11 protein-coding genes are annotated in these 14,736 nt (G+C 67.8%); 7 read left to right on the top strand and 4 right to left on the bottom strand.

Annotated features, from left to right (window positions below; all coding sequences use genetic code 11):
- Window positions 1-19 precede the first annotated feature (19 nt).
- Both CFREN_RS11670 and CFREN_RS11675 read right to left on the bottom strand, forming a co-directional pair.
- Complete coding sequence (locus tag CFREN_RS11670) at window positions 20-856, bottom strand: carbohydrate ABC transporter permease (protein ID WP_209651846.1); 837 nt, start codon at window positions 854-856, stop codon at window positions 20-22.
- Complete coding sequence (locus tag CFREN_RS11675; RefSeq protein WP_224370576.1) at window positions 853-1,779, bottom strand: carbohydrate ABC transporter permease; 927 nt, start codon at window positions 1,777-1,779, stop codon at window positions 853-855. Before CFREN_RS11675 ends, CFREN_RS11670 begins: the two co-directional genes overlap by 4 nt.
- Window positions 1,780-2,007: 228 nt before the next feature.
- Between CFREN_RS11675 and CFREN_RS11680 the strand changes: the two genes are divergently transcribed.
- From CFREN_RS11680 to CFREN_RS11690, 3 genes are all read left to right on the top strand, one after another.
- A complete protein-coding gene (locus CFREN_RS11680) occupies window positions 2,008-2,301 on the top strand; it encodes a rhodanese-like domain-containing protein (protein WP_209651842.1) in 294 nt (97 codons plus the stop codon).
- A gap of 143 nt (window positions 2,302-2,444) precedes the next feature.
- The gene (locus CFREN_RS11685) at window positions 2,445-3,029 is read left to right on the top strand and encodes a MarR family winged helix-turn-helix transcriptional regulator (RefSeq protein WP_224370578.1); all 585 of its coding nucleotides are present in this window, start codon (window positions 2,445-2,447) and stop codon (window positions 3,027-3,029) included.
- Complete coding sequence (locus tag CFREN_RS11690) at window positions 3,026-7,003, top strand: Pls/PosA family non-ribosomal peptide synthetase (protein ID WP_209651839.1); 3,978 nt, start codon at window positions 3,026-3,028, stop codon at window positions 7,001-7,003. The genes CFREN_RS11685 and CFREN_RS11690 overlap by 4 nt, the downstream gene beginning before the upstream one ends.
- A gap of 150 nt (window positions 7,004-7,153) precedes the next feature.
- Here the strand turns inward: CFREN_RS11690 and ppk2 are convergent, their stop codons facing one another.
- A complete protein-coding gene (gene ppk2 / locus CFREN_RS11695) occupies window positions 7,154-8,053 on the bottom strand; it encodes a polyphosphate kinase 2 (protein ID WP_035120693.1) in 900 nt (299 codons plus the stop codon).
- 150 nt (window positions 8,054-8,203) lie between these two features.
- Between ppk2 and CFREN_RS11700 the strand changes: the two genes are divergently transcribed.
- Together CFREN_RS11700 and CFREN_RS11705 are read left to right on the top strand one after the other, a co-directional pair.
- Window positions 8,204-8,680, top strand: a complete 477-nt coding sequence (locus tag CFREN_RS11700; RefSeq protein WP_209651837.1) for a DIP1984 family protein — start codon at window positions 8,204-8,206, stop codon at window positions 8,678-8,680.
- 361 nt (window positions 8,681-9,041) lie between these two features.
- Window positions 9,042-10,358: an ISL3 family transposase gene (locus tag CFREN_RS11705; protein WP_209651834.1), complete on the top strand. Its 1,317-nt coding sequence runs from the start codon at window positions 9,042-9,044 to the stop codon at window positions 10,356-10,358.
- Between the two features lie 130 nt (window positions 10,359-10,488).
- Here the strand turns inward: CFREN_RS11705 and groL are convergent, their stop codons facing one another.
- A complete protein-coding gene (gene groL / locus CFREN_RS11710) occupies window positions 10,489-12,114 on the bottom strand; it encodes a chaperonin GroEL (protein WP_209651832.1) in 1,626 nt (541 codons plus the stop codon).
- Between the two features lie 238 nt (window positions 12,115-12,352).
- Here groL and CFREN_RS11715 point away from each other — a divergent pair, with 238 nt between their 5' ends.
- Together CFREN_RS11715 and CFREN_RS11720 are read left to right on the top strand one after the other, a co-directional pair.
- Complete coding sequence (locus tag CFREN_RS11715; RefSeq protein WP_209651830.1) at window positions 12,353-13,783, top strand: dipeptidase; 1,431 nt, start codon at window positions 12,353-12,355, stop codon at window positions 13,781-13,783.
- Between the two features lie 357 nt (window positions 13,784-14,140).
- A complete protein-coding gene (locus tag CFREN_RS11720; RefSeq protein ID WP_371327342.1) occupies window positions 14,141-14,650 on the top strand; it encodes a 2-isopropylmalate synthase in 510 nt (169 codons plus the stop codon).
- Window positions 14,651-14,736 lie beyond the last annotated feature (86 nt).

A 14,736-nucleotide genomic window follows, 5' to 3' on the forward strand; every position in this document is an offset into this window, starting at 1 on the left:
GTCGGTGCGGCGGCGGTGGTCATCCCTTCACCGCACCCGACGTCAGGCCCTTGATCATGTATTTCTGCAGGGCGAGGAACAGGAGCAGGACGGGGATCATGGTCATGATCGTCGCCGCCATGACGGGCCCCCAGTTGGAGACGCCATCGTTGTTCTGGAGCATGGTCAGGCCCACCGGCAGGGTGGCCGACGCTTCGGTTTCGGCCATGAGGAACGGCCACAGGTACTGGTTCCACTCGTTGACGATGGTGATCATCGAAAACGCCACGAGCGTGGGCAGCGAGATGGGCAGCAGCACCTGGAACAGCAGCCGGAACGGGCCGGCGCCGTCCATCCGGGCGGCTTCGACGATCTCGTGCGGGATGGACATGAAGTGGTTGCGCATGAGGAACGTGCCGAAGGCGATGCCCGCCAGCGGGATGATGATGCCCTGGTAGGTGTCGCGCCAGCCCAGCTGGCTGACCAGCGCGTAGTTCGAGATCACGGTGACCTCGCTGGGCACCATCAGCGCCGAAATGACGATGATGAAGACGAGGTTGCGCCCCGGGAAGCGGAGGATCGCCAACGCGTAGGCCGAGATCACGCCGAGGACGATCTTGATGGTGCACAGGATCACCGTGATGATGATCGAGTTGCGGAAATACGCGAAGAAGGGCACCCGGTCGGTCGCGTCGGCGTAGTTCTGCGGGTACCACTCCTCGGGGAACCAGCGGACCGGGATCGAGTAGATGTCGCCGTGCTGCTTGAGGCTGGCCAGGACGATCCAGATGAGGGGCAGGCCGATGAAGGCCACCGCCAGGGCCATGCCCAGGTAGCCGACGATGCGCCAGACGATGCCGCGTTCGGTGCCGATCATGCCCGCATGTTCTCCTTGTCCATGTAGCGCACCTGGATCAGCGTGACCACCAGGAGGATGAGGAACAGGATGGTCGCGATGGTCGCGCCGTATCCCGCCCGGAAGTTGACGAAGGTTTCGTTGTAGACCTGGAACACCAGGGTCGTGGTGCCGTTGCCCTGCGGGCCGCCGCGGGTCATGGTGTTGATGATGTCGAACACCTGCACCGAGTTGAGGGTGACGGTGATCGACAGGAAGAACGTGGTCGGCCGCAGCTGCGGCAGCGTCACGCTGCGGAATCGGGTCCAGGCGCCGGCGCCGTCGATGGCGGCGGCCTCCGACAGGTCCCGGCTGAGCCCCTGCAGCGCCGCCAGGTAGATGACGAAGGTGTAGCCGAGGTTCTTCCAGACGAAGGTGAACGTCACCATGAACAGGGCCCACGACGGGTTCTGGTAGAAGTTCGGGCTGTCGACGCCGATGCGGCCGAGGAGGTCCTGGACGAGACCGAAGGTCGGGTCGAAGACGAATTGGAAGGCCACGCCGATGGCGGCGCCGGAGATGACGAAGGGCGCGAAGACCATCGACCGCACGGCGTTGCGGCCGCGCAGTTTCTGGTCGAGCAGCAGCGCCAGGATGAGGCCCAGGACCATCGATCCGATCACGGCGAAAAAGGTGAAGACGACCGTGTTGAACAGGATCTTCGGCGTGTCGGCGCGGGTCGCCCATTCGACGTAGTTGTCGAAGCCGATGAAGGTCGACGTCGGCGACGAGATGTTCCAGCTGAAGAAGGACAGCCGGATGTTGTCCAGCAGCGGCCGGTAGGTGAAGATCGCCAGGAGGATCAGGTTGGGGGCCAGGAGTGCGGCCGCGAGCAGCCATTCGCGCCTGCGCGCGGTGCGGGCTTTGGCCTCGAGCCCTGCTTGATCGATCCCGTTGTTTGCCACAATTGGCCAGTCTGTTCCGCTCAAGTGAAATCCACGCAACGGGCGGATGAACATTGGCGGGCAAGTCGGCGACCCACGATGAAACTCCGGTGCCATTCACATCACCATCCGCGCCACCATCCCCACCCCGCAGCCTTCAACCGACGACCCCGCCCCACGGCCGCCCATCGCGGCGCGCCACCATCCCCACCCCTCCCCTCCTCGACCCTTCCCCCTACAATCGGCGCCATGGAATTCATCCCCGTCAGAGAAGTTCCCGACGACGCGCAGATCATCGACGTCCGCTCGAAGATGGAGTGGGACGAGGGCCACCCCGTGGGGGCGGTGCACATCCCGATGGAGGAGATCCCCTCGCGCTACGGCGAGTTCGATTTCGATCGCGACATTTACCTGATGTGCAAGTCCGGCGGCCGATCGGCGCAGGTGTGCCGATGGCTGGAGATGAACGGCATCGACGCGATCAACATTTCGGGCGGCATGATCGACTGGGAACATGCCGGTCGCCCGATCGAAAAGGGCTGACCGGCCGCCCGGTTTCGGGCACTTGTTGCGTCACGACGGACCGTCGTAAAGCGGCCCACCCTGCAGGTTTGCCCCCGACGACATCGTTTCGGTGGGGGCCTCCCCATTATTGGCCCGATCACTCATGTGCCTATAATGGGTGCATGCCAACGAAAAAAGATTCCCGAGATGTCCGCTCGGGCCCGATCATGCCCGGGGCGGTGACCTCAACTGCGGCGTGGGCGGTTCAGTGCCTGGACGCCCGGCTGCGGACCGCGATCGACGGCGTCCTCGCCGACCGCGCCACCGACCTCGCGCTGACCGTGCGCGGGTACTGGCTGCTGGAGGCCATCGGCCCCGCCCCCGCCCACTCCCAGAGCGAATTGTGCGACCTGCTGGGCATCGACCGGTCCGACATGGTCCGACTGGTCGACGTCCTCGAAGGCGCCGACCTGGTCGAGCGCGTCCGCGACACCGCGGACCGTCGCCGCCAGCTCATCGGCCCCACCACCGTCGGCGCGACGCTGCGCGATTCCATCCGCGACGGCATCGCCGACGCCGAGGCCCGCGTCTTCGCCGACGTTCCCGCCGCAGCGCGCGAGGCCCTCACCGCCGCGCTGAGCGCACGGCCCTCCGATGAGGGAGAATCCCCGGATGGGCGCGACACCGCGGCCGCCGCCCCCGAACCTCCGAAGAAACAGAAGAAGAAGCGGAAGAAAAAGAAGAAGAAGGGTGGCAAGCGCCGGTGACCGACCTCGCTGATCAGATTCCCTCCCAGTACCTGCGCGGAGACCTGGCCGCCCCCGAACGCACGCTCATCGACATCCTGCGGGCCACCGCCGCCGAGCATCCCGAAGCGGCTGCGCTCGACGACGGCGACGTGGTGATGACCTACTCCGATCTCCTCGCCGAGATCGACGAGACCGCCGCGTGGCTGGGGTCGAAGGGCATCGGCGCAGGCGACCGCGTCGGCGTCCGCATGCCGTCGGGCAGCCGGGAGCTCTACGTCGCCATCCTGTCGATTCTCGCGGCGGGCGCGGCCTATGTGCCGGTCGACGCCGACGACCCGGACGAACGCGCCGAGATGGTCTTCGGCGAAGCCGGCATCGCCGCCTGGTTCGGCGCCGACGGCCTGCACCTCACCCCGGGGCACGTGGCCGCGGAGCCGGCCCGCGAGCCGACGCCCGACGACGACGCGTGGATCATCTTCACCTCCGGGTCGACGGGCAAGCCGAAGGGCGTGGCGGTCACGCACCGCAGCGCCGCGGCGTTCGTCGACGCGGAGTCCCGCCTGTTCCTGGCCGATCATCCCGATGGTCCGCTGGGCCCGGAGGACCGGGTCCTGGCCGGCCTGTCGGTCGCGTTCGACGCGTCGTGCGAGGAAATGTGGATCGCCTGGGCGCACGGTTCCTGCCTGGTTCCGGCGCCGCGGTCGCTGGTGCGGTCCGGCATGGACCTGGGCCCGTGGCTGATTTCGCGGTCCATCACGGCGGTGTCGACCGTCCCGACGTTGGCAGGCCTGTGGCCCGCCGAGGCGTTGGATTCGGTGCGTCTGCTCATCGTCGGCGGCGAGGCCTGCCCGGCGGAGCTGGTCGAGCGCCTGTCCACGCCCGAGCGCGAGGTGTGGAACACCTACGGCCCCACCGAGGCGACGGTCGTCGCCTGCGCCGCGGAGCTCAAGCCCGGCGAGCCGGTGACCATCGGCGTGTCGTTGGACGGCTGGGATCTCGTGGTCGTCGACGGCGACGAGACGCCGGTGGCCGTCGGCGAGGTCGGCGAGCTGGTCATCGGCGGCGTCGGCTTGGCCCGCTACCTCGACCCCGAGAAGGACGCCGAGAAGTACGCGCCGATGCCGTCCATCGGTTGGGATCGGGCGTACCGCACCGGCGATCACGTGCGGCTGGAGCCGGAGGGCCTGCATTTCGTGGGCCGCGTCGACGATCAGGTGAAGATCGGCGGCCGCCGCATCGAGCTCGGCGAGGTCGAGGCGCACCTGGCGGCGTTGCCGGGCGTGACCCAGGCCAGCGTGCAGGTGCGCCAGACCGCGGGCGGCCAGGACATTCTGGTCGGTTACGTCGGCGCCGGCGGCGATGCCGCGAACGTCGATCCGGAGGCGTCGCTGGAGCGTTTGCGCGCCGAGATGCCTGCGGCGATGGTGCCGCGTCTGCACGTCATGGACGAGTTGCCGGTGCGCACGTCGGGCAAGGTCGACAAGGCTGGCCTGCCCTGGCCGTTGCCCAACGACGGCGCCGGCGACGCCGATGACGCCGAGTTGGCGGGCATGAACCCGATCGAGGCGTGGTTGTCGGGCATTTGGGCGGAGGTTCTCGCCGTGCCCGCGCCGGGTCCGGCGGCGGATTTCTTCGCCCTCGGCGGCACGTCGTTGGCCGCGGCGACGGTGGTGGCCCGCATGCGCGAGCGTGCCCCGCAGGTTGCGGTGCGCGATCTCTACGATCACCCGCGTCTGGGTCGGCTCGCCGAAGAGCTGGAGTCCCGCGGGTTGTCGCTTGACGACGGTTCGTCGGAGGGTACGGCGGACGCCGAGCCGAAGCGCGTCGTCAAGCCCGTGCCGCGTTCGACCCGCCACGCCCAGTCGCTGTCCATGGTGCCGCTGCAGACCATCCGCGCGGCGAAGTGGATGACGTGGCTGGCGGTGCTCAACGCCATCGCCCACGGGCTGGGGTCGCAGTTCGCGCTGCCCGTGCCGTGGTGGCTGGCGGTGGTGCTGGCGGTGCTGTTCATCACCCCGCTGGGCACGCTGCCGCTGACGGCGCTGGCCACCCGCGTGCTCATGCGCGGAGTGACGCCCGGCGATCACCCGCGCGGCGGAAAGGTCCACATGAAGCTGTGGGCCGCCGAACGGCTCGCCGACGCCTCGGGGGCGCGCGGGGTCGGCGGCGCCCCGTGGATGCTGTGGTACGCCCGCGCGCTGGGCGCGACGGTGGGAAAGGGCGTGTCGTTGCACACCCTGCCGCCGGTGACCGGCTTCATCGAATTCGGCGACTACTCTTCCGTCGAACCGGAGACGGACATCTCCGGGTACTGGGTCGACGGCGACGTCGTCCACGTCGGCCACATCACCATCGGGGCCGAGGCCCGCGTCGGCGCGCGCTGCACCCTCATGCCGGGCACCGTCATCGGCGAGGCCGCCCACGTCGAGGCCGGCTCGTGCGTCACCGGAGTGAAGAAGGTCAAGGCCGGCGCCCGCTGGTCGGGTTCGCCCGCCCGCAAGGTCGGCCGGCCGAAGCGCCGCTTCCCCGTCGAGGTTCCCCCGCGCCGCGCCCACTGGCTGCCGATCTACGGCCTCTCCGCGCTGATTTTGGCCCTGGTGCCGGTGTCGGCGCTGGCCGCGGCCGCCGCGATCATCGGGTTCGGCGCGTCCTCGGCGACGACGTGGCCCGGCGCGATCGGCCTGGCCTTCGTGTGGACCGCGCCCGCCGCCATCGCCGCATTCGCCGTGTACGCGCTGCTGACGCTGATCCTCGTGCGACTGCTGTCCATCGGGCTCAAGCCCGGCGTGCACCCCGTCCGATCCCGGGTGGGCTGGCAGGCGTGGGCCACCGAACGCCTCATGGACGCCGCCCGCACCGACCTGTTCCCCCTCTACGCCTCGCAGCTGACCCCGTGGTGGCTACGCGCGCTGGGCGCGGAGGTCGGCCGCGACGCCGAGATCTCCACCGCCGTGGTGCTGCCGAAGTTCACCGACATCCGCGAGGGCTCCTTCCTCGCCGACGACACCATGGTCGGCGGCTACGAGCTCGGCGGCGGGTGGATGCTGCTCGAGCAAACCCGCATCGGCCGCCGTTCCTTCCTGGGCAACTCCGGCATCGCCGGGCCCGGCCGCAAGCTGGGCAAGAACTCCCTGGTCGCCGTACTGTCGTCGACGCCGAAGAAGGCCAAGGCCGGGTCGAACTGGTGGGGTTCCCCGCCGGAGCGCCTGCGCCGCGTGACCGTCAAGGTCGACGGCGGCGAGGACCGAACCTACAGCCCGGGCTTCGGGGTGAAGGCCGCCCGCGGTGCGGTGGAGACGCTGCGCCTGCTGGCCCCCGTCACCTCGCTGGCCCTGGCCGTGCTGGTCCTGCTGGCGATGCAGGGCACCGCCCTGGGCGTCGCCTCCCTCATCGGCGTCGGCTCCGGCCGGGAACTGCCGTCCCTCCTGCTCGGCCTGGTCGCCGCGTGGTTCATCGGTTCCCCCGTGCTGCTCATCGCCGGCATGCTGGCGATGCTCATGACCGTCGCCATGAAGTGGATCTGCGTGGGCACCCACGAGAAGGGCGAGCACGCCCTGTGGAGCCGCTTCGTGTGGCTCGACGAACTGCAGGACACCTTCGTCGAAACCGTCGCGGCCCCCTGGTACCTCGTGCCCGTCACCGGCACCGGCGGCATGAACCGCGCGATGCGCTGGCTCGGCGCCGACATCGGCCACGGCACATGGCTCGAGTCGTACTGGCTGCCGGAAACCGACCTGTGCCACATCGGCGAAGGCGCCACCGTCGGCCGCGGCTGCGTGGTGCAGACGCACCTGTTCCAGGACCGCGTCATGAGCCTCGACACCGTCGAACTCGCCCCGGGCGCCACCCTCGGCCCCCACTCCGTCGCGCTGCCGGCCTCCCGCCTCGGCGAGTCGACCACCATCGGCCCCGCGTCGCTGGTCATGCGTGGCGACGTCGTCCCCGCCGACACCCGCTGGCAGGGCAACCCCATCGAGCCCGTGAAGGAATAAGGGACAGAGAACGGGAAGCCACCCGGGAGCCCAGGCGCCCGGGGGACCCCGGACCTCGAACCCGAATAGCGAAACCGGCCCCCGCACCGAATGGTGCGGGGGCCGGTTCGTCGTCAAGCGGCATGCAGGCCCGGAACGGCCCGAACGAAATCAGTCGCCGATCTGATCGCGACCGCGCAGCACGATCTTCGGATCCGGCTCGCCCACGAGCTCATGATCCTTGTTCGTGTACTCGAACTTCGACAGCACGTAACGCATCGCGTTGATGCGGGCACGCTTCTTGTCGTTGGACTTGATGGTGATCCACGGCGACTCGTCGGTGTCCGTGTAACGGAACTGCTCCTCCTTCGCGCGGGTGTAATCATCCCAGCGATCCAGCGACGCCAGGTCCATCGGCGACAGCTTCCACTGACGCACCGGGTCCACCTGACGGATGGCGAAACGCGTGCGCTGCTCCTTCTGGGTCACCGAGAACCACAGCTTCGTCAGCGAAATGCCCGACCCCAGGATCATGTTCTCCAGCATCGGCACCTCGCGCAGGAACTCCGCGTGCTGCGACTCCGTGCAGAAGCCCATCACGCGCTCCACGCCCGAACGGTTGTACCAGGAGCGGTCGAAGAACACGATCTCGCCCGCCGCCGGGAAGTGCTGGATGTAGCGCTGGAAGTACCACGACGTCGACTCACGCGGCGACGGCTTCTCCAACGCCACCGTGCGGGCGCCACGGGGATTGAGGTGCTCGTTGAAGCGCTTGATGGTGCCGCCCTTGCCGGCGGCGTCGCGCCCCTCGAAGAGGATGATGTGCTTCTGCCCGGTCTCCTTGGTCCAGTTCTGCCACTTCAGCAGCTCGATCTGGAGCGCGCGCTTGACCTTCTCGTACTCCTTGCGCGTCATGCGCTCGTCGTACGGGTAGTTCTCGCGCCACGTCTGCACCGGCGCGCCGGACGGGGTGATCAGCACCGGATCGTCCTCGTCGGAGTCGTCGACGACGTAGCCCTCGGTCGCCGCCAAATCGACGATGTGGAAGTCCTCTTCGTTCGTGTCAGCCATACCTCATATCCTACTGAACATCGCCACCGCGCGTCCCCCATGCGGGTACCCTTACCAGCAATTTCCCGGCAGCCCATGTTTCGCGCCGCCGAAATCGGGGAAACGCGGCGAACAATGACCGTCGGCGAACGCCGGGCGTACGATGTGGGCATGCTGTTGTCCGAAGCTCTCGCCGCGCGGTCGGAGGTCGCCGACCGTCTCAACGAAATGAATCGACGCGTCGCGATGGTCGCCCAAGTTCAGGAAGGCGACGACCCCGACGAGGACCCGCAGGCCCTCATCGCCGAAGCCGAACGCCTGATGGAGCGTTTCGAATGGCTCGTGCGCTCCATCAACGCCACCAACTCCGCCACCGCCTTCGACGGCGGGACGCTCAGCGACGCGCTGGCCAAGCGCGACCACCTGCTCAAGCTGCGGCGGTTCTACACCTCCGTGGCGGACGAAGCCTACGGTCGGCAGAACCGGTACTCGGCCTCCGAAATCCGCTTCGTCTCCACCGTGGACATTCGGTCGTTGCGCAAGAAGGCGGACCAGGCCGCGAAGGAGCACCGAGCCCTGGACACCCGCATCCAGCAGGTCAACTGGGCCACCGAACTCATCGAGGCCGACGGCAAGCGGGCCGAGTAAAGTAGCCCGCAGAACTGAATAAGTCGGTAGTTGCATCCGGATCGTCGGCGAGCGCGAAGGCCCGTCTCCGGCCCATGGAGACACCACGATCACTGCCCTGTATTGAGGCCGCAGGGAAATTTTTTCACGGACGGTCCTCGTCACCATTTACACGGGCACGGTTCATCGTTCATTTTTCACCACCGTGCGCTGAGGCATCCGATGCAACGAGGGTGGGTTCGGGGACTTATAACGGCTCATCCGGATCTGGAGTGCGTAATTAGCGGGAAGTGATATGTCGGGGTGGCACAACATGTAGGGGCCCTGGCCGGTACAAGATGAGAGTTACCACACAACCATCTGACCGAACCAGGACCCTACGATGCAGCCTACGTTCAACCTCGTCGCCGACACCATTTGCCGCACCGCGGAGCTGGGATTAACGATCACCGATGCCGCGGATGCCGGCGAGTTCACGGTCATCAGTGCTCGTCCCATCGACTCCTGCGACAAGTGCCCGGGCTGCGGACACACAGGCCGGCTGCGTGATCACGTCGTGCGCCGGCTGACCGATCTTCCCGTCGTCGGCTTCCCCACCAGGTTGCAGGTACGCGTGCCGCGGTTCCTGTGCCTGAATCAGTCCTGTGCCCAGCGGATCTACCAGGGCGAACTGGCCTGCGCCGAACGCGGGCGCACCGTCACTCGCCGGGTGACCCGCTGGATTCTGCAACGGTTGGCGATCGACAAAATGGGTATCTCCGCCACCGCCAAAGCCCTGGGCTTGGGCTGGGACCTGGTCAACGACCTCGCCCTGGATGCCTGCCGGCACCTGGTCTATGACGACCCCGGCCACCTTGCCGGGGTACGCGTGCTGGGCGTGGACGAGCACGTGTGGAAGCACACCCACCGGGCCGGTGAGCCGGACTCGTTCGTCACCGTGCTCGTCGACATCACCCCCGTCATCGACGGCGCCGGACCGGCCCGGTTGCTGGACATGGTCCCGGGTCGTAGCGCCGCGGTACTGAGCGATTGGCTCGGCCAGCGTGGGCAGGGCTTTCGCGACCGGGTCGAGGTTGTCACGATGGATGGGTTTGCCGGCTACGCCACCGCCACCAAACAGGCCCTGCCGCGGGCGCAGGCGGTGATGGATCCCTTTCACGTGGTGCACCTGGCCGCCGACAAGTTGACCGTGTGCCGGCAGCGCCTGCAGCGGATGACCACCGGGCGGCGGGGCAAGAAAAACGATCCGTTGTATAAGAACCGGAAAACCCTGTTGACCAGGATTGACTTCCTCACTGATCGACAGCATCGGCGACTCGAGCAACTGTGGGCCACCGACGAAGACTACGTGGCTTTGGAGGTGACGTGGTCGGTGTATCAGCAGATCATCGCCGCCTATCAGTACCCGAAGAAAGCCGAGGGCAAGAAGCTGATGCAGAAGGTGATCAGCACGCTGCGTTCATCGACGATGCCGAAGGGGTTAGAGGAGATTAAGCAGCTGGGAAACACGCTGTACCGGCGCCAGAAGGACGTGCTGGCGTATTTCGATATCGGCGCGTCCAACGGGCCCGTCGAGGCGATCAACGGGCGCCTGGAGCATCTGCGCGGCATCGCTCTGGGGTTCAAGAACCTCGGGCACTACATCTTGCGATCCTTGATCCACTCCGGACAGCTGCACACCAAGATCAACGCACTCTAAATCCTGAAGAGCCCTTATAACTTCCGTCACACGGGACTTCGATCACGTGGGACGACAAAAGCGCCGCCGGGGAATCATTCCCCGGCGGCGCTTTTTCGGGCTGGCCACGCGGTGGCCGACGGACTTGCGCTTAGAAGCCCATGCCGCCCATCTCGTCGCCGCCCGGCATGGCCGGCGCAGCCGGCTCCGGCTTGTCGGCGACGACGGCCTCGGTGGTCAGGAACAGAGCCGCGATGGACGCCGCGTTCTGCAGCGCCGAGCGGGTGACCTTCACCGGGTCGTTGATGCCGGCGGCCATGAGGTCGACGTACTCGCCCGTGGCGGCGTTGAGGCCCTCGCCCTTCGGCAGGCCCGACACCTTCTCGGACACGACGCCCGCCTCCAGGCCGGCGTTCAGGGCGATCTGCTTCAGCGGGGCGGCCAGGGCGGCGCGGACGATGCGCACGCCGGTGGCCTCGTCGCCGGACAGGCCCAGCTCGTCATCGAGCACGTGGGCGACCTGCAGCAGCGCGGAGCCACCGCCGGCGACGATGCCCTCCTCGACCGCGGCCTTGGCGTTGCGGACGGCATCCTCGATGCGGTGCTTGCGCTCCTTGAGCTCCACCTCGGTGGCGGCACCGGCCTTGATGACGGCGACGCCGCCGGCCAGCTTCGCCAGACGCTCCTGCAGCTTCTCGCGGTCGTAGTCGGAGTCGGAGTTCTCCAGCTCGGCGCGGATCTGGTTGACGCGGCCCTCGATGGAGGACTGGGCGCCGGCACCCTCGACGATGGTGGTCTCGTCCTTGGTGACGACAACCTTGCGGGCGCGACCCAGCAGCGGCAGGTCGGCGGTCTCCAGCGACAGGCCGACCTCCTCGGAGATGACCTGGCCGTCGGTGAGGATGGCCATGTCCTGCAGCATCGCCTTGCGGCGGTCGCCGAAGCCCGGGGCCTTGACGGCGACGGACTTGAAGGTGCCGCGGATCTTGTTGACCACGAGGGTGGACAGGGCCTCGCCCTCGACGTCCTCGGCGATGATCAGCAGCGGCTTGCCGGTCTGCATGACCTTCTCCAGCAGCGGCAGCAGGTCCTTGATGTTGGAGATCTTGGCGGAGACCAGGAGGATGTACGGGTCCTCCAGGACGGCCTCCTGGCGCTCCAGGTCGGTGGCCATGTAGCCCGAGATGTAGCCCTTGTCGAAGCGCATGCCCTCGGTCAGCTCGAGGTCCAGGCCGAAGGTGTTGGCCTCCTCGACGGTGATGACGCCTTCCTTGCCGACCTTGTCCATGGCGGTGGCGATGAGCTCGCCGATGGCCGGGTCGCCGGCGGAGATGCCGGCGGTGGCGGCGATCTGGTCCTTGGTCTCGATGTCCTTGGCGGTGGCCAGGAGCTCGGCGGTGACGGCCTCGACGGCCTTCTCGATGCCGCGCTTGATGCCCATCGGGTTGGAGCCGGCGGCGACGTTGCGCAGGCCCTCGGAGACGAGCGACTGGGCCAGGACGGTGGCGGTGGTGGTGCCGTCGCCCGCGACGTCGTCGGTCTTCTTGGCGACCTCCTTGACCAGCTCGGCGCCGATCTTCTCGTAGGGGTCCTCGAGCTCGATCTCTCGGGCGATGGACACGCCGTCGTTGGTGATGAGCGGGGCGCCCCACTTGCGCTCCAGGACGACGTTGCGGCCCTTGGGGCCGAGCGTCACCTTGACGGCGTCGGCCAGCGTGTTGAGGCCCGTTTCGAGGCCGCGGCGGGCCTCTTCGTCGAATGCAATGATCTTGGCCATGAGGCTGCGATCCTCCGTTTGGTGGTCGACGACACTTTGACGGTGCTGGCCCGGCGCCCGCGACGGCATGCGGTCGCGGGAAGTGTCACCCGCGGCCTCGACCGGCCCAGCTGTTTCATTTCACGTTGTTGGCACTTGCTCAACGCGAGTGCTAATCCCCGTTTCTAGCACTCGCCCCCTGCGAGTGCAAGATGTGGGCGCCGTGGCCGACCGGGCCGACGCGCCTATGCTGGCGCCCATGAGCGATACCGCGCAGCAGAACCCGAACGCCCCGTCCCCGGACCTCGTTTCCGCGATCCGCGCGAAGGTCGAGGCGGATGCGGAGACCATCAAGAAGGAATTGACGGAGCTCGTCGCGTTTCCGTCGGTGCACGGCGAGGAGGACACGAAGCAGGCGTGCCGCGATGCCGCCGCCCATGTGGTGGAACTGTTCGCGGATGCCGGCGTGGATCTGGATTCGCATGTGACGGTCGACGGTTCCATCGCACTGACCGGTCACATCCCGGCTCCGGAAGGCCGCCCGACGGTTCTCCTCTATTCCCACTACGACGTGCAGCCGGCGGGCGACGTGTCGGAGTGGACGGCGGATCCGTGGACCCTCGACGAGCGCGATGGCCGGTGGTACGGCCGCGGCACGGCGGATTGCAAGGGCAACGTGGTCATGCATCTTGCGGCGTTGCGTGCGTTGCGGGCGCTGCGGGCGCTGCGGGAGCTTGACGACGACCCGGCGTCGGCGGTGGAGCTGCCGGGGATCCGGGTCGTGGTCGAGGGCTCGGAGGAGCGGGGTTCGGCCGGGCTGGAGGACCTGACGCGCACGCGGCCGGAGCTGTTCGCCGCCGACGTCATCCTCATCGCCGACGTGGGCAATGTGGCGGTGGGCCGTCCGACCCTGGTGACCACGTTGCGCGGCACCGCCGACGTCGACGTGACGCTGGAGACGCTGGCGGGCCCGGTGCACTCCGGCATGTTCGGCGGCGCCGCGCCGGATGCGCTGGCGGCGATGATGCGCCTGCTCGATTCCCTGCGCGACGACACCGGGGCGACCCGCATCGACGGCCTCGACTGCGATCAGACGTGGGAGGGCCTGGGCTACGACGCCGACACCTTCCGCGGCGACGCCGGCGTGCTCGACGGCGTCGATCTCGTCTCCGACGGCTCGGACGCCTCGGTGGCGGATCTGACCTGGGCGCGCCCGGCGCTCATAGTCACCGGCATCGACTGTCCGCCGGCCACCAACGCCGTCAACGCCATCCCTTCGAAGGTCACCGCGCACCTCAACCTCCGAGTGCCCCCGGGCATGGACCCGCAGGAGGCGCAGGACAGGCTCGTCGCCCATCTCGAATCCCACGTGCCGTGGAACGCACGCATCGACATCCGGCGGGACGTCCTCGCGTCGTCGTTCAGCGCCGACGTCGAAGGCGGCGTCGTCAAGCACGTCGAAGCCTGCCTGGCCGCGTCCTACGGCCGCGAAACGGAACGCATGGGAGAAGGCGCGTCGATCCCGCTGTGCGCGACTCTGCTGGACGCCGTGCCCGACGCCGACATCGTCCTGTACGGGGTCGAGGAGCCGCAGTGCCGCATCCACTCCTCCGACGAGTCCGTCGACCCGCGGGAAATCCGCGACATCGCCGTCGCCGAAGCCCTCATCCTGGCCACCATCGGCCGCTGAGTCCGCAGAGGCCACGCTCCGGACGGCCCACCCGCACACGCCCGCGACCTGCGCCACACCCCGTTACGGGTGGAGCCCGGGTGTGATGTGGGGCACCTCCATTTGACGAGATTTGTTGCGGCCCACCCCCGAGGTGTTCTACGGTTGCCGACATGCAGAAGAACATTCGAATTACGCGAGTAGCGAAGGCTACGAGCCCCGGTGGAGGCATGGACTGACCCCTCCACACGGGGTCTCTGGCCGCTACACACCCACGCATCCATGGGTCGGTCCACCACCAAACTCTTCTTCTCAAGATTTTTCGAAGGACCGCACAGAATGTTCACCGCCCGCACCCACAAGAACACCTCGACGACGATGACTTATAGCGGGAAGCGCCCCTCCGCCCGGCCGGAGACGACCACCCGCACCTTCACCGAGGATCCCTTCCGCGCCCGCTTCGGCCACCGCCTGCCCCGGGGCCTGCGGCAGGAAGCGCGGGGCATGGACTGGCGCACGTTCATGACCACCTACTCGCCGACCGGCGGTTCGCTGGCCATCCGCGAATTCACCTCCGTCAAGGGCCTGGCGGGACGCTCCACCTACCGGGCGTCCATCACCACCGGCCGCGGCACCGACGCCGAGCGCACCGACATCCGCGAGGTCACCGCGATGGGGCCCGTCTCCGCGGTGACGAACCTGATGGCCGACGCCGGCTACCGCGTCGAAATCCTCGAGTTCCACCAGTTCGAGATCTTCGAGGCCACCGCGACCTTCCTGTACGCGACGCACAACAACAGCTCCGTCTGGACCATGGGCTTCGGCACCACCCCCGAGGCGTCGACCATGACCGCGATGACGTGCGCGGCCAACCGCCTGCACGGCTAGGTCGCCCCCTCCCCGGTCCCCGACTTCCGCATCACCCTCGGCGTTCGTCGAGGGTGATGTTTGTTGCGGACACGTACACCTTTTCA

The sequence above is a fragment of the Corynebacterium freneyi genome (assembly GCF_030408835.1).
Classification (GTDB): domain Bacteria; phylum Actinomycetota; class Actinomycetes; order Mycobacteriales; family Mycobacteriaceae; genus Corynebacterium; species Corynebacterium freneyi.